Genomic DNA, 20,064 nt, shown 5'->3' on the forward strand with positions numbered 1-20,064 from the left:
CATGTCGGCGGCCGTCACGCTGTTCACCCGCGACCTGCGGGTCCGGGACAACCCGGCGCTGGGGCGGCAGACCGGGACGGCACCGACGTGCTGCCGGTGTCCATCCTCGATGACCGTTTGCTCGCGGGCCGGATCGCCAACCCGAACAAGGCGGCGTTCCTCAGCGCGGCGCTCGCCGATCTCGACGGCGACGTCGCCGACGCCCCGGATCGTCGACCACCTGGACGGCGCCCGCCGGTTCCGCGCGGTCCGGACGGGAGCGTGAGCCGATGCGCACCGTGACCGGCCGCCCCGACCACATCGTCGTGGTGGGCGCGGGGCTGGCCGGACTGTCCGCGGCACTGCACCTGGCCGGTCGGGGGCGATCGGTGACCGTGGTGGAGCGCGGCGCCCATCCGGGCGGCCGGATGGGCCGACTGGATGTGCACGGTTACCGGCTGGACACCGGCCCCACGGTGTTGACCATGCCGGAGATCCTCGATGAGACGTTCGCGGCGGTCGGCAGCTCGGTGGCCGACCGGCTCGACCTCAAACCGGTCGTCCCGGCCTACCGCGCCGAGTTCGCCGACGGGTCCGGCCTGGATGTGCACACCGATCCCGCCGCGATGGCCGACGAGATCACCCGGTTCGCCGGCGGCGCCCAGGCCGCCGGATATCTGCAGCTGCGGAACTGGCTGGACCTGCTGTACCGCACCGAGTTCGACCGGTTCATCGCCGCGAACTTCGACTCGCCGCTGTCCCTCGTCAGCCCGCACCTGGCGAAGTTGGTGGCGCTCGGCGGCTTTCGCCGCTGGGAGAAGGTGATGCGCCGGTTCATCACCGACGAGCGGCTCCTGCGGGTGTTCACCTTCCAGGCACTCTACGTCGGGGTGCCGCCGCAGCGGGCGCTGGCCGTGTACGCGGTGATCGCCTACATGGACACCGTCAACGGGGTGTATTTCCCTGCCGGCGGTGTCCGGGCGGTGCCCGAGGCGCTCGCCGCCGCGGCACGCGACGCCGGCGTCGAGTTCTGTTACCGGGAACGGGTCACCGGCCTCGAGCGCAGCGGCGACCGGGTCACCGCGGTGCACACCGACACCGGCCGCCGACTCGCGGCCGATGTGGTGGTCCTCACCACCGAACTGCCCGACAGCTACCGGCTGTTGGGACGTCGGCCGCGCCGGCCGGCGCGGTTGCGGCCGGCTCCCTCCGCCGTGGTCGCCCATGTCGGGTGCCGGCGGGCCGAGCCCGCGCCACCGCATCACACCATCCTGTTCGGCAGCGCCTGGGAGCAGACGTTCCGCGACATCATCGACGACGGCCGGCTGATGCGCGACCCGTCGCTGCTGGTGAGCCGGCCCACCGCGGGGGATGCGAGCCTGGCCCCCGACGGGCGCGATCTGCTCTACATCCTGGCGCCGGCGCCCAATACCGCGGCGGGCAGGATCGATTGGGATCTGCTCGGCGACGGCTACGCCGAGGAGATGCTCAACGCGGTCTCCGCCCGGCTGCCGGAGTCGACGGTGGACGCCGAGATGCTGCATGTGGTCAATCCGGCCGACTGGGAACGTCAGGGCATGGCCGCGGGCACCCCGTTCGCGCTGGCGCACACCTTCAGCCAGACCGGGCCGTTCCGGCCCGGCAATATGGTGCGCGGTGTCGCCAACGCGGTGCTCGCGGGCGGGTCCACCGTGCCCGGGGTGGGCATCCCGACCGCACTGCTGTCCGGGCGGCTGGCCGCCGACCGGATCACCGGGGCGGCGAGGTGACCGGCCGGCGGCGACATCTGGACCGCGCCGCGGTACCGGCGGCGTTCGACGCCGGCGCGGCCTCCTACGACCGGCTGGTGGCCGCCAACCCGGGATACCATGAGCACCTTCGCCTCTCGGCCCACCGGATGGGGCTGCCCGGATGTGCGGCCCGGGGCCGGGGGTTACGGATCCTGGACGCGGGCTGCGGCACCGGCGCCTCCACCGCGGCCCTGCTGACGTACGCACCGGACGCCGAGATCGTCGCGGTGGACGCGTCGGCCGGTATGCTGGCCGCGGCGGCCGCGAAGCCCTGGCCGGCGACGGTGCGGTTCGTGCACAGCCGCGTCGAGGATCTCGCCGGCGCCGGGGTGGGCGGGCCGTTCGACGCGGTGTTCGCCGCATATCTGCTGCGCAACCTCCCCGACCCGGACACCCAGCTGACCGCTTTCCGGGATCTGTTGCGGCCCGGGGGGATCCTGGCGGTGCATGAGTACTCGGTCCGCGATTCCGCCGTGGCCACCGCGGTGTGGAATGTGGTGTGCGGCGCGGTCGTCATCCCGCTCGGCCGGCTGCGCACCGGCGACGCCGCCCTCTACCGCTATCTGCGCCGCAGCGTCAACACGTTCGACGGGGCGGAGCGGTTCCGGAACAGATTGCGCGCGTGTGGTTTCACCGACGTGCGCAGCGCGACGATGCCGGGCTGGCAGCGCGACATCGTGCACACCTTCCTGGCCCGGCGACCGGGCTAGGGTCTCGTCAGCCGGCCTTGGCGCGCCGCCTGGCATCGCGCAACTGCACCCAGAACCGAGCCGCCTCCCGGATCGACTCCTCGACCGGGCGGGGATGCCAACCCAGTTCCCGCACCGCCTTGCTGTGGTCGAGTTCGGCTTCGGCGCGCATCAGCCGCAGCGACGCCAGCGACAACTGTTCGTCGGTGCCGCGCAACCGGCCCCGCACGGTGCCCAGCGTGGCCAGGGCGTAGGACACCGGCAGCGGGATCGACCGGGCAGGGGCCGGCACCCCGGCCGCCTCCGCGGCGATCCGCGCCACCTCGGCGTTGCTGATCATCTTCTCCGAGACCAGGTACCGCTCACCGGGCCGGCCACGCTCGGCGGCCAGGATGAGCGCGCGTGCGGCGTCCTGCACCCCGACGGCCTCCGCGGCGATGCCGCGCATCACGAACGGCAGCTTGCCGAACGCCGCCGCGGCGATGATCTGGCCATGCGGGGTGCGGCCCCAGTCGCCGCTGCCGTAGGTGGTCGACACGCACATCGCGACCGCGGGCAGACCACGTTCGCGGGCGTACGCCAGCACCAGGTTCTCGGCCAGCACCCGGGATTTCACGTAGGGCGTGACCCGGCGGTTGCCGATCTGGTCCTCTTCGGTGGCCCGCCGGCCGCGGCGCCGCCCCACCGTCACATAGCTGCTGGTGTAGACGAACCTGCGGAGCCCGGCCTTCTCGGTGACGTCCAGGGCGACGTTCAGGACGTTGCGGGTGCCCTCGACGTTCGTCTGGAACAGCGGGGTGGGGTCGCGCAGCCAGCCGCGGGTGTCGACGACGCAGTAGTAGACGTCGTCCACACCGTCCATCGCGGCGCGCAGCGTCTCGGTGTCGAAGACGTCTCCGTGAAAGCGGTGCAGCGCAAGGTCGTCGATGCCGACGGTGTTGGCTCCCGGCCGCACCATCGCCCGCACCTGATGCCCGTCGGCGACCAACTGCCGGGTGACGTGCGAACCGAGGAAACCGTTGGCGCCGATGACGAGCTTCGGCCGTGCCGTCACGCCCGGCCTCCGTACTGCTCCATCCAGGCGGCCGCCTCATCGGTCAGGGTGCCCAGCTCCCGGGCCTTGCGGCACCACTTCATCGCCGCCGAGGCGAACCGCAACGGGTTGTACACATCCTCCTGCCGACACCACAGCCCGTCGCCGGCGTAGGTGAGGATCGACAGGTTGGTGGCGCTGATGACGGTCCCGTCGCCCGGGTCGATCATCGGGTTGTCGAGTTCGCAGATGATCCGGCCGGTCGGCTCGTCGATCACCGACCACAGCGACGGGAACGCGGTCATGTGGCTGCCGGGGAAGGTGGTCATGGTGCGCCAGATCCACTCGCGCACCTCCTCGCGGCTGCGCATGGTGCCCGCGGCGTGTTCCACATAGGTGACATCGACCGTGTACTGGTTTGCCCAGGGGTCCCAATCCTTGGTCCGGGCCGCCCGGTCGACGGTGGCCTCGAAGTTCGCGAACGCCTCGGCCAGCTCCTCGCGGCTGAACTGTGGTGTCGTCACATACAGAACTAGAACACGTTCTATCGAGCTTGTCGAGGGGTCAGCCGGCGGCGCGGACCTGCCGGACGCCGACCGGCTCCCGCAGCGGCACGTCGAGGGTGCCCAACAGGGCGATCGCGATGCATGCCCGGCCGACCGCCTCCGGCAGCGTGCCGCTCCACAGCTCCACGGTGACCGTCTCGGGGGTCTCGACGACGTGCGCATGAACGCCGTAGCACTGCGGGGTGCCGGTGGTGAAGTGCACCGCGAGCCCGTCGTCGGTGCGGGTCCACGACTCGACCGTCAGCGGCCGGGGGTCGACGATGTGCGGGTTGTCGGTGAACACCGTGCGGGCGGGGTCCGCCGGCACCTCCGGCGGGGAGGTGACGGGCTGTGCCGCCGCACCCGGCGCTGCGGTGATGGCGGTCGCGGTGAGGACACCGGCGAGCATCGCGGTCCCTGCTGTTCTACGGGTCAGCATGGCCCCACGGTAGATCCCGGCGCACAATGGGGGAAGGGTTCCGAAGGAGGACGCGCGTGAGCGAGTACAAGAAGGCGATCCTGGCCGGCGGCTGCTTCTGGGGTATGCAGGAGCTGATCCGCAAGCAGCCCGGCGTCGTCTCCACCCGGGTCGGCTACACCGGCGGCGAGAACGACCACCCCACCTACCGCAATCACCCTGGGCACGCGGAGGCGATCGAGATCGTCTACGACCCGGCGCAGACCGACTACCGCACGCTGCTGGAGTTCTTCTTCCAGATCCACGATCCGACGACCAAGGACCGGCAGGGCAACGACATCGGCTCGAGCTACCGGTCGGCGATCTTCTACCTCGACGAGGAGCAGAAGCGCATCGCCGAGGACACCATCGCCGATGTCGACGCGTCCGGGCTGTGGCCGGGCAAGGTGGTCACCGAGGTGACGCCCGCCGGCACGTTCTGGGAGGCCGAACCGGAGCATCAGGATTATCTGCAGCGCTTCCCGAACGGCTACACCTGCCATTACCCGCGGCCGAACTGGAAACTAACTGTTCGGTCGGGCATTCGCGGTCGGTGAGCGGCGCGAAAGCCACACTATGAGGCCTGCGTAGACGACGACTGCGATCAGTGGCATCAGCCATCCCGACGGCGCACCAAGCGCAACTTCCGCTCCGATTGCGAGTACCTGGGTGGACACACCCAGGCTGACGATAGCGATCCAAAGGGTGTCGTAGTCAACCGCCGTTTCGTGCACCTTGGCGGGGGGTTGGCGCCGTCGCATCCACCAGAGCAGCGCCAGCGCACCACCGACGGCCGCCATGAGTGCCCCGGCGATCGCCGCTGCCGGCAGGGTTGCGCCGTTGGAGAACTTGCCATCGAAGAACACTGCGTAAGCCAGCGTCGATCCAAAGACGCCGACAATCAGGACCGCGATGGTTTGCCGAATGTTGACCAACTCAGACCTCCATCGGGTTTACAGGCAGTCCCAAGCGGATGTCACCGCAGTCCGGGCGGGACCCGAGATCAGTGCGCCGCCGGCGGCACCGCCCACGAATCCGAGCACTCCACCCCCGAACACGCCTATCGGACCTCCCAGGATGCCCATGAGAGCGCCGCGGGCTGCTCCGATTGCACCACCGACGAAAACACCTTGAACCATGTTCTTTCCAACGTCCTCCTTGAAGCTCTCGGCGAAGCAGGTCCCGAAGTGGTGCTCGTCGGAATCGGTGGAGAGCGGTTGGATGATCGGGTTCCGAGCAAAGTCGAAACTATCGAAGTCGTCTGTAGCTTCTCGCAGTCGTTGAGCTACCGCGTGATCCGTACTCACCAATTGTGCGGCGCCGACCCGAACTGTCGCAGCGAGCACGTTGGATTGCTGGAGGCGCACTGCCGTGGCTGCCGGGGATCCGGTGGCCAACCGGTCGACTAGAGAGAGATCCTCTCGGACATCGAACGCGAGGGCCCCCGCGACTCGGACGACTAACAAGGCCTCTTCTTTGGCCTGATCGACCATGGCCGCACCGGATTCTGCAATAGACGCACCGAAATACAATCGCTCGGCCAGCAACTCAACGGTGTCGCGGTCCCTCTTGGTTCGAGCCTGCGCGGCGGTACTCGCGTCTCCCTCCCACACGATTTCGCTTTTTGCCGACAGGTCTGCAGCGATGTCGTCGTAGATAGAGGTCCAGGTGTCGGCCGTAACCCGCCACCGCCGTGCCGCAGAACGGAGGTGTGCAGTCTGCCATCCCTGAATCTGCGACAGAGTGGGCAGTCCGGAGGCGGGTAAAGCATCGATCATGGAAAGATCCTCATCGCCTTCTTCACAGACACAGCCGAGGATTCGTCCTCCCCGAGGTACATCGCGGCGGCCTCAGCGACCTTGATGGCCAGCTCCTCCGCTCTTACCGCCAATGTCCCGCACGCAGATTCGATACTCGAGTCAGCGGTTGTCAGCGACATGGACGTCGCTTGGTAGTGCGGTCCGGGTTCGCCAACCGGAAGCGCGTGGCGCAGTTCATCAGCTCTCACCCCGCACACCGACGCAAATGCTCTCAGACTGTCGGGGGCCACCCGCAGAGTCGCCATGTTCGCATTCTATGGCCGGGCGTCAGCGGGCCAGTGCACCTTTTCCCCTCGCAGCGAACCCTCAGCGGCGGTGCAGTGTGACGCGGCCACCGTCCTTGGGCGTGTAGGCCACCCCGCGGGAATGCACTTTCTCATCCGGTGCGGTGGTCGTCTCAAGAGTGAAGTGGCGCAACACCGTCCGCAGCACCACGTCCATCTCGACGTTGGCGAACACCGCGCCGACGCATCGGCGGGTGCCACCGCCGTAGGGCAGCCAGGCGAACATCGGCGGTCGGCTGCCGACGAACCGGTCGGGATCGAACTCGTCTGGACGCGGGAACTCCGCCGACCGCTCATGCAGCTGGGAGATGCTCACCACGATCGAATACCCGCGCGGAATCACCCAGTCGCCGAGCTCCAAGGTCGGCGCGTAGACATGTCGGCCGGAGAAGTCGATGACCGTGCGGGCCCGCTGCACCTCCAGGATGGTGGCCTGCCGGTAGGTGTTCTCGTCGGTGTCCGCCTCGGCGGCGAGCCGGGCCAGCACCTCGGGATGGCGGGTGATGCGCTCGAACACCCAGCCCATCGTCGATGCGGTGGTCTCGTGACCGGCGGCCAACAGTGTCAGCAGTTCGTCGGCGATGTCCTGCCGGGTCATCGCGGTGCCGTCCTCATAGGTGCTGCGCAGCAACAGCGCGAGCACATCGTCACGCTCCTCGAAGTGCGGGTCGGCCTGCACCTTGTCGATCAGCCGGCCGATCACCTCGTCATAGCACCGCCGGTAGGCGGCCAGCCGTCCCCACGGGCTGAACCGGCCGTAGTTGCGGGACGGGGTGGGCAGCGTGGCGACCCGCGAGCCGAGCGTCACCCAAGGCGGGATGATCCGGCGCAGTTCGTCGAGGTGTTCCCCCTCGGCGCCGAACACCGCGCGCAGGATCGCGTTGAGGGTGATCCGCATCATCGGCTCGAGCGTCGGGAACTCCCGTCCCTCAGGCCAGTTGGCGGCTTCGGCGAGGGTCTCCTCCTCGAAGATCTTCTCGTAGTTCTTGATGCTCTTGCCGTGGAACGGCGGGGTGAGCAGTTTGCGCCGCCTGCGGTGCTCGGCGCCGTCGAGCGCGAACACCGAACCGGGGCCGAGCACTCGGGACAGGTTGGGCTGGATGTTGCCGACGTCGTCCGGATTGGCGCTGAAGACCTGTTTGGCCAGCACAGGGTCGGAGACGACGACGGTGCGGCCGAACACCGGGATGTTGAGCCGGAACACATCGCCGTAGCGGCGGGTGGCGGTCGTCAGTGTCCAGCGGCGCGACGCGATGAACGCGATGCCCTGCAACGACTTCGGCAGCGGCACCGCCGGTGGCAGCTTCTGCGACCGGACAGCGTGATCGACGTCGGGGGCAATCGTGGCTTCAGTCATGACGCTCCAGCCATCCTTGGTACTACCGTGTACCGCCGGTGATGGGTGTACGGTACCGCTAGGTACCGGTAAGGGCAAGGGGGTGACGCGATGACGACCGCGGTGCAACCGGCCGATGTCGGCGCCGGCGACGACGCTTTCCGGGGACGGCTGCTGTCCGGCCTGGCGGCCTCGATCGCCGAGCGGGGCTACCGCGAGACCACCGTCGCCGACATCGTGCGCCATGCCCGCACCTCCAAACGCACCTTCTACGACCAGTTCGGCAGCAAGGAAGAGTGCTTCCAGGAACTGTTGTGGGCCAACAACATCGATATGATCGGCGCGATCAGGGCGGCGGTCGATCCGGAGGCCGACTGGTCCGAGCAGATCCGCCAGGCCGTGGTGGCCTACGTGGACCACATCGAATCGCGCCCGGCCATCACCCTGGCGTGGATCCGGGAACTGCCCGCGATCGGCGCGTCGGTGCGCCCGATTCAGCGGGCGATGATGCACGAGCTCACCGAACTGCTCATCGAGCTGAGCCGCAGTCCCGGCTTCGCCCGCGCCCAGATGCCGCCGCTCACCCGCCAACTGGCGGTGTTCCTGCTGGGTGGCCTGCGGGAGCTCACCGCGCTGTTCGTCGAGGACGGCCGGGACGTGCGCGGGCTGATCGCACCCGCGGTGTCGGCGTCGAAGGCCCTGCTCTCCGCCGGTGCGAGCGAATGATCACCGCAGGATCAACCGGGCGGACTTCTCCAGCCGCCGGGTCATGTCCTCCTGCGACGAGTACCCCATGCCGACCCACACCAGCACGCCGATGTAGAGCAGCTCCAGCGCCTCGATGACGTCGTAGTCGGTCTGCGGCCCGAGCGCTGCCAACAGCCTGTCCCTGATGTCGCGGCCGATGCGCTGCCGCAGCACCTCGACGTCGGGATCGCGCCCCAGCAGCGCCGTCGTCACCGCGCCCGCGAACTCCGGTTCGTCGGCCACCAGCAGGGCGATGTGGCGCAGCACCTCGATCACCCGGGTGGCCGGATCGTCGGACTTGTGATCGGCCGGCGGCGCCGCGGCCAGCCGTCGCCAGAACACCTCGGCGACCAGGTGTTCCTTAGATGAGAAATAGGTGTAGGCGGTGGCTGCCCCGACACCGGCCTCGGCCGCCACCCGCCGGATCGTCAGCCCGGCGAACCCCTCACGTTGCAGCAACTCGACCGCGGCCCTGCCGAGACGGTCGACGGTGTCGGCCTGCTTGGCGGTCAGGCGACGCCGAGTCGACTCCAGAGCCGGATCGGACACATGTCTGGACGCTACTACAACGCCTCGTGGCGGGCAACGCTAAGTTGGTTACCCATGACGTCCGACCACACCACGCTGCCGCCTGCCGCGGCCCGACTGTTCGCCCTCGCCGACGAGACCACCGGATTCATGCCGGCCGACGAGGGCCGCGCGCTCTACGACGCGGCGATGCGCTTCCTCGGCGACGGGATCGGTGTGGAAATCGGTACCTACTGTGGGAAGTCGACGCTGCTGCTCGGCGCCGCCGCGCAGCAGACCGGCGGGCTGCTCTACACGGTGGACCACCATCACGGCTCGGAGGAGCATCAGCCCGGTTGGGAGTACCACGACCCGTCGCTGGTCGACCCGGTCACCGGGCTGTTCGACACCCTGCCGTCGCTGCGCCACACCCTGGACGCCGCCGGTCTCGACGACCATGTGGTGGCGGTGGTGGGCCGTTCCCCGGTGGTCGCACGGGGCTGGCGAACACCGTTGCGGCTGTTGTTCATCGACGGCGGACACACCGAGGAGGCCGCCCAGCGCGACTTCGAGGGATGGGCCCGGTGGGTGGACGTCGGCGGGGCGCTGATCATCCACGACGTGTTCCCGGACCCGGCCGACGGCGGCCAGGCGCCCTACCACATCTACCGGCGCGCGCTGGACACCGGCGCCTTCCGGGAGGTCGGCGCGACCGGTTCGATGCGGGTGCTCGAACGCACCGCCGGGGTCGCCGGCATGCTCACCGGCTGACGGCCCGCCGTCAGCTGCCGGCGGTGGTGGCGCAGGCGCAGTCGAACTCGTCCTCCAGGCCGCGGGGCAGATCCTCGGACCGGAAGATGTTGTTACCAGGGGTGGTGCGGGACAACGCATCCGCGGCCAGGATCACCGCCGCGCCGGTCCAGGTGGTGCGCTCCACCGGCCACCGTTTGCCGTCGGCGTAGACCAGCCCGGTCCAGTACGACCCGTCCTGCTCGCGCAGGTGGTGCATGGCCGCGAACTGTTCGTGGGCGCGCCGCGAATCACCGATCGCGTCCAGCGCCAACACCAGTTCGCAGGTCTCCGCGCCGGTCACCCACGGGCGGTCGTCGACGCAGCGGATTCCCAGGCCGGGCACCACGAAGTCGTCCCAGCGTTCGTCGATGCGTTCCCACGCGGCCGGACCGCGCACCGCACCGGTGAGCACCGGGTAGTACCACTCCATGGAATGGCGGTCCTTGGGCACGAACGAACCCGGATGCGCGACGATCGCGTGCCCCAGCCGGCCGACCGCGACCTCCCATTCGGGCTGCGGGTCGTCGAAGTAGTCCGCCAGCGCCAGTCCGCAGCGGATGCTGTGGTAGATGCTGGCGCAGCCGGTCAGCAACGCCTCCTCTGCGGGTCCGGATTCGCCCGATGCCCAGGCGATCTCACCGTTGGGCCGTTGCAGGCTGAGCACGAAGTCGATGGCGCGGGTGACCACCGGCCACATCGTCTCGGCGAAGGCGCGGTCACCGGTGATCAGCAGGTGGTGCCACACACCGGTGGCGACATAGGCGCAGAAGTTGCTGTCGCTGTTGGCATCCTCGACGACGCCGTTGCGCACCTGCAGCGGCCAGGACCCGTCGGCGCGCTGCGTGGTGCGGCACCAGTCGAACGCGGCGCGGGCGGGCTCGATCAACCCGGCCACGGTCAGCGCCATCGCGCTCTCCACGTGGTCCCACGGATCGGTGTGGCCACCCTCCGACCACGGAATCGCCCCGGAGGGCTCCTGTACGGCAGCTATCGACTCGGCGGTCTGCAGACACTGCTCCGGAGTGAAAACTCCTGGCACGCCGGGTAATTCAGCTGTCCGCACCGGCCACCTCCGGCTTGTCGAAATACAACGCCACGCTCTTGCCGATCAGCGGGTTGAGCATCTCCTCGGCCCACCGGGTGACCCACGGCCGGCGCACCATGTCCCACACCAGCAGCTGATGGTAGGCGCGCACCGCGAAGTGGCGGTCATTGTTCGTTCCGACAGCGCATTTGAGCCACCAGAACGGCGAGTGCAGAGCGTGTGCGTGGTGCCGGTGGGTGAGACGCAGCCCGTGCCGGGTGATCTTGTCGCGCAGTTCGTCGGCGCGGTAGATCCGCACGTGCCCACCCTCGTTGGCGTGGTATTCGTCGGACAGCAGCCAGCAGATCCGCTCCGGCAGCCAGCGCGGCACCGTCACGACGAGCTTTCCGCCCGGCTTGAGCACCCGGACCAACTCGGCGATGGCGCGGTCGTCCTCCGGCACGTGTTCGAGGATCTCCGAGGCGATCACCCGGTCGAAGGTCCCGTCCGCATACGGCAGGTCCAGTGCGTCGCCCTTGACCACCTCGGCCCTGGCGCCCGCCGGCGCCTCCCTCTGCTCGGCCATGGCCTGCAGGATGGTGTCGACCTCGTTGAGTTCCTCGGCGTTCTGGTCGAAGGCGACGATGTGTGCCCCGCGCCGGTACGCCTCGAACGAGTGCCGGCCCAGCCCGCAGCCGACATCGATCACCGAGACACCGGGCCCGATGCCGAGCCGGTCATAGTCAACAGTCAGCATATCGCCCGCTCGTATATCGAAACCGTTTGTGCTGCAACAGATTCCCAGCTGAACACATCGAGCGCGCGCTGCCGTCCGGCGGCACCGAGACGACTGCGCTGGTGCGGTGAGTCCAACAGTTCGCCGAGGACACGGGTCAGCGCGTCGACGTCGGCCGGCGGTACCAGCCGCGCACACTCGCCGTCCGGGCCGAGCACCTCGGGGAGGGCGCCGGCGCGGCTCGCCACGATCGGCGTCCCGCTCGCCATCGCCTCCACCGCCGGCAGCGAAAACCCTTCGTAGAGCGAGGGAATGCAGGCCACCTCGGCGGAGGCCAGCAGCCGGGCCAGTTCGGAGTCGGACAATCCGCTGGAGGCCTGCACGATGTCGGAGATGCCCAGTTCGGCGATCAGCTTCTCGGTGGGCCCGTTGGGTTCGAGCTTGGACACCAACTGCACGTCGAGATTCCGTTTGGCGCGCAACCGGGCGACGGCGTGCAGCAGGTGGCTGATCCCCTTGAGGGGCACGTCGGCGCTGGCGATCGCGATGATGCGGCCGGGCACCCGGTGTTCGGACGGGGTGAACAGCTCGGTGTCCACCCCCAGCGGCACCACGTGCAGTTGTCCGGGTGAGACGCCGAAGTCCGCGGAGATGTCGGCCGCCGACGACGAGGACACCGTGATCAGTTCCGGTATCCGGCGCGCGACCCGCTTCTGCATCTCGGCGAAGCCGTACCAGCGGCGCACCAACGGTTTACGCCACCACTTCGCGGCGGCCACCTCGACCACCTTGTCCCGGGTGATCGGATGGTGCACCGTCGCGACCACCGGCAGCCCCAGGTCGGCCAGCTCCAGCAGACCGGTGCCCAGGCTCTGGTTGTCATGGACGACGTCGAACTCGTCGCGGCGCTCGGCCAGGATGCGGGCCATCCGCATGGTGAACGTCTTGGGTTCCGGGAAGCCGGCCGTCCAGGTGGTCAGCAGTTCGAGCAGGTCGATCCGGTCCCGGATCTCGCTGGGCCGCGGAATCCGGAACGGGTCCGGTTCGCGGTACAGGTCGAGGCTGGGCACCTTGGTCAGCTTCACCCGCGGATCGAGCCCCTCGGGATAGGGCTGGCCCGAGAACACCTCGACCTGATGCCCGAGTTCGACCAGGCCACGGCTGAGATGCCGGACATAGACGCCCTGCCCGCCGCAGTGGGTCTTGCTTCGATACGACAACAACGCGATGCGCATATCAGCTCTTCACGCTCGGCCCCGACGGCTGCGGGGTTCGGGCGGTCGGGCTCGGAACCGGCGAATCGGGAGTCATGCGCGCTCCGGGCCCTCTGGACATGTGTCCAGACTATAGTTTGACGCTCTAGCGGTCGCAATGTGTCGGCGCCGGGTTCCGCTCACCGCATCCTGTCGGACCCCCGCCGTATTCTTCGAACATGGATTCGAACATCTCCGGCCCCGAGCCGTCCGGCGCCCCATCGGCCCGCGCCCAGTGGGCGGCGGTACTGGACGAGCTGGAAGCGGCCGAGGCGGCTCTGCTGCGGGCCCCGGTGCACAGCCTCAGCGGCCCACAGCTGCTCGAGCTCATCCGCCGCCTGGAAATCCTGGAACGCCGGACGCGGGCCCATCAGCAACGGCTGCTCGGACGGCTCGTGGCCGAGTCGGTGGCCGGGTCGGTGGCCGGGTCGGTAGGCAAGGCGCTGCGTATCTCCCCCGCGGAAGCGCACCGCCGCATCACCGAAGCGAGGGGGTTGGCCTCATGAACCGCACACTCATGAACCGCACACTGAAGCGGCGCTGCTGAAGCGCTCAATCCGAACGTTTGAGCATCCAGGCCGGGATCCAGTGGGTCACCGTCCGGCGCCGCGCCCCGAAGGCGATGGGATAGCTGACCAGCCCCCACCAGAAGCCCTGCTCGCACATCCCCCAGCAGGTCAACCGCCCCTCCACCACGGTGTGCATCTGCAGCCCGGCCGGGTTGTAGCCGCCCCGACGGTGGGGCTCGCGGGGAAACAGGGCGGCGAGATCGACCAGCACGGTCACCGGTGGGTCGACCCGCCGGAACGGCGGCTGTACCGGCTGACCGTTGTAGCCGATCGACTGCAACGCACCCACGCATTCGATCATACGTTCGAATGACCTCGCGTCGAGGGTCGGACGGGTTTCGAATCCCGGTGGCCGGTTATCTCCATGGCGATGGCCTTCGACCTCACCCCCACCGTGGCGCAGCACGACCTCGCCGCGCGCACGCACGAGTTCGCCGAGCAGGTGATCCGCCCGGTGGCGTCCGAGTACGACCAACGCCAGGAGTTCCCCTGGCCGGTGCTCGAGGAGGCCGCCACCCGGGGGTTCTACAGCCCGCTGTTCTACCGCGATCTGATCGGCGATCCGACCGGGTTGTCCCTGCCGATGTTCATGGAGGAATTGTTCTGGGGCTGCGCCGGCATCGGGCTGGCGATCGTGATGCCGGCCCTGGCGCTGTCGGCGATCGGACAGGCGGCGACCCCGGAGCAGATGCTGCGATGGGCCCCGGAATGCTTCGGCACGCCGGGCGACCTCAAACTGGCCGCGCTGGCGATCTCCGAACCCGAGGGCGGCAGCGACGTGCGCAATCTGCGCACCCGGGCGGTGCGCGCCGACTCCGGCCCGGACGCGGACTGGATCATCGACGGCCACAAGATGTGGATCGGCAACGGCGGCATCGCGAATGTGCACGTGGTCAACGCCGTTGTCGACGAAGAACTCGGTCACCGGGGACAGGCATTGTTCGTGGTTCCCGGCGGCACTCCCGGGCTGCAACTGGTGCGCAAACTCGACAAGTTGGGCTGCCGTGCGTCACACACCGCCGAGCTCAGGTTCACCGGGGTGCGGGTGCCGGCCGACCATCTTCTCGGCGGGCAGGACAAGCTCGAGTACAAACTCGCCAAGGCCCGCGAGACCGCCGCGGACGGCCGCAGGTCCGGGTCGGCGACGCTGGGCACCTTCGAACAGACCCGTCCGATGGTGGCTGCGCAGGCCCTCGGCATCGCCCGGGCCGCCCTGGAATACATGACCGACTACGCAAACCGCCGGGAGGCGTTCGGGGCGCCGATCATCGACAACCAGGGCATCGCGTTCCCGATCGCCGAGATCGCCACCCGGATCGACGCGGCCCGCCTGCTGACGTGGCGGGCATCGTGGATGGCCGCCACCGGGGTTCCGTTCGGCCGCGGTGAAGGGTCGATGGCGAAGATGGCGGCCAGCGAGATCGCGGTCCGCGCCACCGAACAGGCCATCCAGACCATGGGCGGCTGGGGGTACATCACCGACCATCCGGTGGAGAAGTGGTATCGGGACGCCAAGCTGTACACCATCTTCGAGGGGACCAGCGAGATCCAGCGGGTGGTGATCTCCAACGCGCTGGGCGCCGCCGCCGGCAAGCCGCCGCTGCACTTCGAGCTGGATCCCTCCGGCGGTCCGCTCAACCGGTATCTCGGTCGTGGAACTCCGCTGCGCGGACGCGCCTCCGATGCCATGCTGGCTGCCAGGGACCGGATCCCCGAACCGGTCATGCGGCTGGCGATGAAGGTGTTGCGGCCACCTCGCAGGTGAACCCGCCCACCACGGGACACCGACCACCGCAGAACAGGAGATGTGATGGCGGTCCGGATGAGTGCGCACCTCGGTGAGGCGCATGAGCTGCTGCGCTATGAGCCGACCGCGAAACGGGTGCGGGTGCGGCTCGGCGGTGATCTGGTCGCCGACACCACCGACGCGGTGTTGGTGTGGGAGCCGCGGCGGCTCGTGCCGACCTACGCGGTGCCGCGGGCCGCGCTGCGGGCCCAACTGGTGCCGGCCGGCGCGGCCACCGGCGCCGACGAGGAGGTGAGGACACGGCTGCCGGCGATCGGCTCCCGCCCGGTGCTGGACCCGACGGTGCCGTTCGCCGCCCACTCCTGTCCGGGCACCGCCTTCGACGTGCTCACCGGCGACGACGCCGGCGACGCGGCGGCGTTCCAGCCGCACGACCCGGATCTGGCCGATTACGTGATCCTCGATTTCGGGGCGTTCGAGTGGTGCGAGGAGGACGAGCCGGTGGTCAGCCATCCGCGGGATCCGTTCCACCGCATCGACGTGTGCCGCACCAGCCGCCCGGTGCGGGTGGAACTGGACGGCACGGTGCTGGCCGAATCCGACCGGGCGGCGGTGCTTTTCGAGACCGGGCTGCCGCCGCGCTGGTATCTGCCGCGCGACGACGTCGTCGCCGAACTGCTTCCCAGTGACACCGTGACCTACTGCGCCTACAAGGGCCGGGCCTGCTACTACTCCCTGCCCGACGGCCCGGCCGATGTGGCGTGGAGCTACCGCGAGCCGCTGCACGATGCGGTGCCCGTGCGGGACCGCATCTGCTTCTTCGACGAACGGGTCGACGTCGTCGTGGACGGGCAACGCCGGCAGCGGCCCACCACGGTATGGAGCTGACCCACCCGCGACGGTTGAGGTCCCCCCGCGGTGGGCATGCCTGCACCTGACACCCGACGCGAGGGGCAGGCATGCGAGCAGTGACGTGGCACGGTCGCCGCAAGGTTTCGGTCGACACCGTGCCCGACCCGGCCATCATGGAACCGACCGACGCGATCATCCGGGTCACCAGCACCAACATCTGTGGCTCGGATCTGCATCTCTACGAGGTGCTCAGTGCCTTCATGAGTCCGGGCGACATCCTGGGCCACGAGGCCATGGGCGTGGTCGAGGAGGTGGGGCCGGAGGTCGGTGCGCTGCAGGCCGGCGACCGCGTGGTCATTCCGTTCAACATCTCCTGCGGCACCTGTTGGATGTGTGCTCAGGGTCTGCAGAGTCAGTGCGAGACCACCCAGAACCGCGATCAGGGCACCGGCGCCGCATTGTTCGGCTACTCGAAGCTCTACGGCGAGGTCGCCGGCGGGCAGGCCGAGTACCTGCGGGTTCCACAGGCGCAGTACACCCACATCACGGTGCCGCACGACGGCCCCGATGACCGTTATGTCTACCTGTCCGACGTGCTGCCCACCGCCTGGCAGGGCGTCGAGTACGCCGCGGTGCCCGACGGCGGCACGCTGGTGGTACTCGGCCTCGGCCCGATCGGATCGATGGCCTGCCGGATCGCCGCCCACCGCGGCAACTGCCGGGTGATCGGTGTCGACCGGGTCCCCGAACGCATCGAGAAGGTACGGCCCTACTGCGCCGATGTGCTCAACGTGGACACCGACGACGTCGAGGCCGCGGTCCGGGAGCAGACGGGCGGGCGCGGCGCCGACTCGGTGCTCGAGGCGGTCGGGATGGAGGCGCACGGCTCGCCGGTTGCCGCAACCGCGCAGAGCGCCGCCGGATACCTGCCCGCACCGGTGGGCCGGCTGGTGATGCGGCATGCCGGGGTCGACCGGCTGGCGGCGCTGAACCTGGCCGTCTCGCTGGTGCGCCGCGGCGGCACCATCTCACTGTCCGGGGTGTACGGCGGGGCCGCCGACCCGATCAACATGATGATGTTGTTCGACAAGCAGGTTCAGTTGCGGATGGGGCAGGCCAACGTCAAACGGTGGGTGCCGGAGATCATGGACCTGCTCACCGACGACGATCCGCTCGGGGTCGACACCTTCGCCACCCACCGGCTGCCGCTCGAGGCGGCGCCCGACGCCTACGAAACGTTCCAGAAGAAACAGGACGGCATGATCAAGGTGGTGCTCAAACCCTGATCCGGTCACCACAGGTAGATGATCAACACGACGGCGAACAGCGCACCCAGCCAGGCGTCGGTGGACACCTTGAGCCATCGCGGCGCGGTGCGCACCTCCATGAAGTAGCGGATGACCAGACGCGATTTGATCAGCGTGAGGGCCAGCACCAGCACGGTGACCGGCACGCTGGGGTCGACCGTGGTCTTGAAATGGGCCGGCGCCAGCCACCAGGACCCGATCGTGATCGCGGTCAGTGCCACCCATGCCCAGGTCATCGCCCGGGCCGCGCCGGTGTCGTCGTGGTGCCGGGTATCGGTTGTCATGTCACCTCATCACGTAGAGCAGGCCGAAGATGATGACCCACAGCAGGTCCACCATGTGCCAGTAGACGGCGCCGGACTCGACCATCCACACCCGGCGGCGCCCCGCGTTGCGCAGTTCGCGTATCACCGCCCCCAGCACGATGAGCCCGATCAGCACGTGCACCAGGTGCACCCCGGTGAGCACGTAGTAGAACGAGTAGAACATCTGGGAATTGGTGTGGCCGGCAATGATCTTGCTCGCCCACTCGTAGCACTTGAAGCAGACGAACAACACCCCGCCGAACCCACCCAGATACACCAGCCGGATGGCCCGCCGATGCTGTCCGGCACGGGCGGCCAGCACGCTGCGCGCCACGAACAGCGAGCTGGTCAGCAGGATCAGGGTGTTGATCACGCCGATGTTGACGTCGAGATGCTGCTGGGCCCGCAGGAACTCCTCCGGGGTCATCGCCCGGTAGACCATGAAGATCACGAAGTACCCGGCGAAGATGACCAGGTCGCCGAGCACCATCACCCACATGTGGATGTCGCCGGGCAGATGCGCCGCCGCACCGCGGCCGCGCCATGCCGCCTCGGGTGTGCCGGCCGACAGTGAATCCGAATGGGTCATGGAGTTTTTCCTGACGGTCAATCCAGCGGGGGCGCGTCGGCCGGTTCCCGTTCGGCGGCGCGTTTGAGCAGCATGATCAACAGGGCCAGCCAGACGGTGAACACCACGACCGACCACCAGAACGCCAGCGATCCGTTCCAGGCGAACGGACCGGAGTAGAACACGAACATCTGGGTGGCGATGACTTCCGTGATGATCTGCCAGATCGTCACGTAGGCAAACCATTTCGGGAAGATGTCATTCTTGTCGTACAGGATCGCGATGGCGAACACCAGATAGGCGGCCGAGAAGCAGCCCAGCGACCCGTTGTACGACAACATGCCGAGGTCATAGAGCATGCTCACCACTTCCGGGTCCCGGTCGGCGCGGAATGTCGCGGTGAGGAAGCACACCGCCACCAGCAGGAAGCCGGGTAGCGCGCCCACTCCCATACCGCCGATGTAGCCGTAGGCGAACACCGATCCGACCGACATCCGTTTGATCTGGTAGGCGACCAGTCCGTTGGTGATCGGGGCGCCGCCGAGTAGGATCATCAGCAGAACGAAGCCGATCTGGATGGTCAGGCCGTTGGTGGTGAAGAACGACACCTTGTCGGCGGCGGTGACATCCGGGCGCGGCGGCGGGGTCACCCGGGCCATCACGCAGATGATCACCCCGAACGCCAGGTACCAGGCCGGGAAGAACCAGGTCACCAGACGGACGTCGGGTCTCCCCTCGGGTCGCCGGTCGGCCGCCGTGCCGGTGCGGCCGGGGGTCAGGACGCTCACCGCAGCACGCCGTCCGTTTCGGCCTGCCGCAGCACCGCGCGCCGCAGCACGAAGAACATCACCACGACGAACGCCGCGAACGCTGCGTTGCGCAACCAGAAGGTGAGCAGACCGTCCCAGGCCAGCGGCCCGGACTGGAAGACCGCGGCACCGGCCGAGGGGATCATCGCCAACCCGGTCGCCAGCGAGTAGTGGCCGACCCACCGCGGGAAGACCGGTTCGGGACCGGCGTCGAAATAGACGGCCAGGGCCAGCAGGATGAACTGGGCCAGCACCATCCCGATCGGCGCGATGAACACGATCCAGGCGAGGTCGTTGAGTACCTGGATCAACTCCGGACTGCGGTCCGGGCGGAACGCCGCCACCAGGAAGAAGATGTTCGACAGCGCGAAGATGGTCGCACCACTGACGACGGCCGTCAGATAGCAGTAGGCGAAGACGTGGCTCTGCGTTCGCATCCGCTTCATCTGCACCACGATCACCATGAAGAACGGCAGCACCATGATCCCGCACAGGTTGAACGTCACCTGGCTGAACCGGATCCACGCCGTGTTCTCCGCGTAGAACGCCGCCACCTGGTCGGGACTCAACAGCGGCGACATCGGGGGCCAGAACCCCGGGAACGACACCAGCGCCGTCAACAGCACCAGCCCGACCGCCGGGCCGGTCCACAGACTCACCCACTGCGCCTTGATGTTCCCGGCCTTCGGGGAGTCCTGGACCTCCTCCAGAATCTGCACGGGCACTCCTTTTCACCTGACTGTGATCAGCGTTGGCTCATCCGCTCGGACCTGCGCACCCAAAGCGAACGGAGCTGTGATACCCCTGCCCACAGGCGCTTACCTGCTCGGGAGACTAACAACCCGGTACCCGCCCGGTAAAGAAGTTTCTGAGTTGAGTCAGTGATATCTGTCGTAGACTCGCCGTCGGTGTCGC

Annotated in this window: 26 protein-coding genes; 10 read left to right on the top strand and 16 right to left on the bottom strand. The window is 68.5% G+C overall.

What is annotated here, in order from left to right:
• The first annotated feature begins 96 nt into the window (after window positions 1-96).
• From CKW28_RS22200 to CKW28_RS22210, 3 genes are read left to right on the top strand one after another with little or no spacing between them, the layout of a single operon-like run.
• Window positions 97-282 carry a hypothetical protein gene (locus CKW28_RS22200; RefSeq protein WP_131588077.1) on the top strand — a complete coding sequence of 62 codons (186 nt, stop codon included), beginning with the start codon at window positions 97-99 and terminating at the stop codon, window positions 280-282.
• Window positions 270-1,748, top strand: a complete 1,479-nt coding sequence (gene crtI / locus CKW28_RS22205; protein WP_003927824.1) for a phytoene desaturase family protein — start codon at window positions 270-272, stop codon at window positions 1,746-1,748. The genes CKW28_RS22200 and crtI overlap by 13 nt, the downstream gene beginning before the upstream one ends.
• Window positions 1,745-2,479, top strand: a complete 735-nt coding sequence (locus CKW28_RS22210) for a class I SAM-dependent methyltransferase (RefSeq protein ID WP_003927823.1) — start codon at window positions 1,745-1,747, stop codon at window positions 2,477-2,479. The genes crtI and CKW28_RS22210 overlap by 4 nt, the downstream gene beginning before the upstream one ends.
• Window positions 2,480-2,486: 7 nt before the next feature.
• Here CKW28_RS22210 and CKW28_RS22215 read toward each other — a convergent pair whose 3' ends face one another.
• The 3 genes from CKW28_RS22215 to CKW28_RS22225 are packed head-to-tail and all read right to left on the bottom strand — an operon-like array spanning window position 2,487 to window position 4,475.
• The gene (locus tag CKW28_RS22215) at window positions 2,487-3,512 is read right to left on the bottom strand and encodes an NAD-dependent epimerase/dehydratase family protein (RefSeq protein WP_003927822.1); all 1,026 of its coding nucleotides are present in this window, start codon (window positions 3,510-3,512) and stop codon (window positions 2,487-2,489) included.
• On the bottom strand, window positions 3,509-4,015 hold the full coding sequence (locus tag CKW28_RS22220; protein WP_003927821.1) for a nuclear transport factor 2-like protein: 507 nt from the start codon (window positions 4,013-4,015) through the stop codon (window positions 3,509-3,511). Before CKW28_RS22220 ends, CKW28_RS22215 begins: the two co-directional genes overlap by 4 nt.
• A 40-nt stretch (window positions 4,016-4,055) precedes the next feature.
• Window positions 4,056-4,475, bottom strand: a complete 420-nt coding sequence (locus tag CKW28_RS22225; protein ID WP_061252252.1) for a hypothetical protein — start codon at window positions 4,473-4,475, stop codon at window positions 4,056-4,058.
• A gap of 56 nt (window positions 4,476-4,531) precedes the next feature.
• On the opposite strand from CKW28_RS22225, the gene msrA reads away from it, so the two are divergent.
• The gene (msrA, locus tag CKW28_RS22230; RefSeq protein ID WP_003927819.1) at window positions 4,532-5,050 is read left to right on the top strand and encodes a peptide-methionine (S)-S-oxide reductase MsrA; all 519 of its coding nucleotides are present in this window, start codon (window positions 4,532-4,534) and stop codon (window positions 5,048-5,050) included.
• On the opposite strand, the gene CKW28_RS23755 is transcribed toward msrA, so the two are convergent.
• The 4 genes from CKW28_RS23755 to CKW28_RS22245 form a co-directional block, all read right to left on the bottom strand.
• On the bottom strand, window positions 5,018-5,428 hold the full coding sequence (locus CKW28_RS23755) for a hypothetical protein (protein WP_040548503.1): 411 nt from the start codon (window positions 5,426-5,428) through the stop codon (window positions 5,018-5,020). The genes msrA and CKW28_RS23755 overlap by 33 nt on opposite strands.
• Window positions 5,429-5,446: 18 nt before the next feature.
• A complete protein-coding gene (locus CKW28_RS22235; protein ID WP_003927818.1) occupies window positions 5,447-6,271 on the bottom strand; it encodes a hypothetical protein in 825 nt (274 codons plus the stop codon).
• On the bottom strand, window positions 6,268-6,558 hold the full coding sequence (locus CKW28_RS24460) for a type VII secretion target (RefSeq protein WP_081475604.1): 291 nt from the start codon (window positions 6,556-6,558) through the stop codon (window positions 6,268-6,270). The genes CKW28_RS22235 and CKW28_RS24460 overlap by 4 nt, the downstream gene beginning before the upstream one ends.
• A 61-nt stretch (window positions 6,559-6,619) precedes the next feature.
• Complete coding sequence (locus tag CKW28_RS22245) at window positions 6,620-7,954, bottom strand: cytochrome P450 (protein WP_003927816.1); 1,335 nt, start codon at window positions 7,952-7,954, stop codon at window positions 6,620-6,622.
• A gap of 90 nt (window positions 7,955-8,044) precedes the next feature.
• Between CKW28_RS22245 and CKW28_RS22250 the strand changes: the two genes are divergently transcribed.
• Window positions 8,045-8,659 (top strand): TetR/AcrR family transcriptional regulator, encoded by a 615-nt coding sequence (locus CKW28_RS22250; protein WP_003927815.1) that lies wholly within the window; start codon window positions 8,045-8,047, stop codon window positions 8,657-8,659.
• Here CKW28_RS22250 and CKW28_RS22255 read toward each other — a convergent pair whose 3' ends face one another.
• Complete coding sequence (locus tag CKW28_RS22255; RefSeq protein ID WP_003927814.1) at window positions 8,660-9,229, bottom strand: TetR/AcrR family transcriptional regulator; 570 nt, start codon at window positions 9,227-9,229, stop codon at window positions 8,660-8,662.
• A gap of 54 nt (window positions 9,230-9,283) precedes the next feature.
• On the opposite strand from CKW28_RS22255, the gene CKW28_RS22260 reads away from it, so the two are divergent.
• Entirely contained in the window at window positions 9,284-9,958 is a 675-nt protein-coding gene (locus CKW28_RS22260) for a class I SAM-dependent methyltransferase (protein WP_003927813.1), read from the top strand.
• A gap of 10 nt (window positions 9,959-9,968) precedes the next feature.
• On the opposite strand, the gene mmpH is transcribed toward CKW28_RS22260, so the two are convergent.
• From mmpH to manT, 3 genes are read right to left on the bottom strand one after another with little or no spacing between them, the layout of a single operon-like run.
• Window positions 9,969-11,042 carry an MMP endo-(1,4)-3-O-methyl-alpha-D-mannosidase gene (mmpH, locus tag CKW28_RS22265; protein ID WP_003927812.1) on the bottom strand — a complete coding sequence of 358 codons (1,074 nt, stop codon included), beginning with the start codon at window positions 11,040-11,042 and terminating at the stop codon, window positions 9,969-9,971.
• Entirely contained in the window at window positions 11,029-11,760 is a 732-nt protein-coding gene (locus CKW28_RS22270) for a class I SAM-dependent methyltransferase (RefSeq protein ID WP_003927811.1), read from the bottom strand. Before CKW28_RS22270 ends, mmpH begins: the two co-directional genes overlap by 14 nt.
• Window positions 11,754-12,974, bottom strand: coding sequence for an MMP alpha-(1->4)-mannosyltransferase (gene manT, locus CKW28_RS22275; RefSeq protein ID WP_003927810.1), 1,221 nt, complete (start codon window positions 12,972-12,974; stop codon window positions 11,754-11,756). Before manT ends, CKW28_RS22270 begins: the two co-directional genes overlap by 7 nt.
• A gap of 197 nt (window positions 12,975-13,171) precedes the next feature.
• On the opposite strand from manT, the gene CKW28_RS22280 reads away from it, so the two are divergent.
• Complete coding sequence (locus CKW28_RS22280) at window positions 13,172-13,498, top strand: DUF222 domain-containing protein (RefSeq protein WP_003927809.1); 327 nt, start codon at window positions 13,172-13,174, stop codon at window positions 13,496-13,498.
• 46 nt (window positions 13,499-13,544) lie between these two features.
• Here the strand turns inward: CKW28_RS22280 and CKW28_RS22285 are convergent, their stop codons facing one another.
• On the bottom strand, window positions 13,545-13,850 hold the full coding sequence (locus CKW28_RS22285; protein WP_061252253.1) for a hypothetical protein: 306 nt from the start codon (window positions 13,848-13,850) through the stop codon (window positions 13,545-13,547).
• 81 nt (window positions 13,851-13,931) lie between these two features.
• Between CKW28_RS22285 and CKW28_RS22290 the strand changes: the two genes are divergently transcribed.
• The 3 genes from CKW28_RS22290 (at window position 13,932) to CKW28_RS22300 (ending at window position 17,446) form a co-directional block, all read left to right on the top strand.
• Complete coding sequence (locus CKW28_RS22290; protein ID WP_003927807.1) at window positions 13,932-15,326, top strand: acyl-CoA dehydrogenase family protein; 1,395 nt, start codon at window positions 13,932-13,934, stop codon at window positions 15,324-15,326.
• A gap of 45 nt (window positions 15,327-15,371) precedes the next feature.
• Window positions 15,372-16,196 carry a DUF427 domain-containing protein gene (locus tag CKW28_RS22295; protein ID WP_003927806.1) on the top strand — a complete coding sequence of 275 codons (825 nt, stop codon included), beginning with the start codon at window positions 15,372-15,374 and terminating at the stop codon, window positions 16,194-16,196.
• Between the two features lie 71 nt (window positions 16,197-16,267).
• Window positions 16,268-17,446: a zinc-dependent alcohol dehydrogenase gene (locus tag CKW28_RS22300; protein ID WP_003927805.1), complete on the top strand. Its 1,179-nt coding sequence runs from the start codon at window positions 16,268-16,270 to the stop codon at window positions 17,444-17,446.
• A 5-nt stretch (window positions 17,447-17,451) separates the two neighbouring features.
• Here CKW28_RS22300 and CKW28_RS22305 read toward each other — a convergent pair whose 3' ends face one another.
• From CKW28_RS22305 to CKW28_RS22320, 4 genes are read right to left on the bottom strand one after another with little or no spacing between them, the layout of a single operon-like run.
• Entirely contained in the window at window positions 17,452-17,751 is a 300-nt protein-coding gene (locus CKW28_RS22305) for a cytochrome C oxidase subunit IV family protein (protein ID WP_003927804.1), read from the bottom strand.
• Between the two features lies 1 nt (window position 17,752).
• Window positions 17,753-18,361: a cytochrome c oxidase subunit 3 gene (locus CKW28_RS22310; RefSeq protein ID WP_003927803.1), complete on the bottom strand. Its 609-nt coding sequence runs from the start codon at window positions 18,359-18,361 to the stop codon at window positions 17,753-17,755.
• 17 nt (window positions 18,362-18,378) lie between these two features.
• Complete coding sequence (locus CKW28_RS22315; protein WP_003927802.1) at window positions 18,379-19,128, bottom strand: hypothetical protein; 750 nt, start codon at window positions 19,126-19,128, stop codon at window positions 18,379-18,381.
• Window positions 19,125-19,868: a hypothetical protein gene (locus CKW28_RS22320; protein WP_040548521.1), complete on the bottom strand. Its 744-nt coding sequence runs from the start codon at window positions 19,866-19,868 to the stop codon at window positions 19,125-19,127. Before CKW28_RS22320 ends, CKW28_RS22315 begins: the two co-directional genes overlap by 4 nt.
• Between the last annotated feature and the right edge of the window lie 196 nt (window positions 19,869-20,064).

Source organism: Mycolicibacterium thermoresistibile, from assembly GCF_900187065.1.
Taxonomy (GTDB): domain Bacteria; phylum Actinomycetota; class Actinomycetes; order Mycobacteriales; family Mycobacteriaceae; genus Mycobacterium; species Mycobacterium thermoresistibile.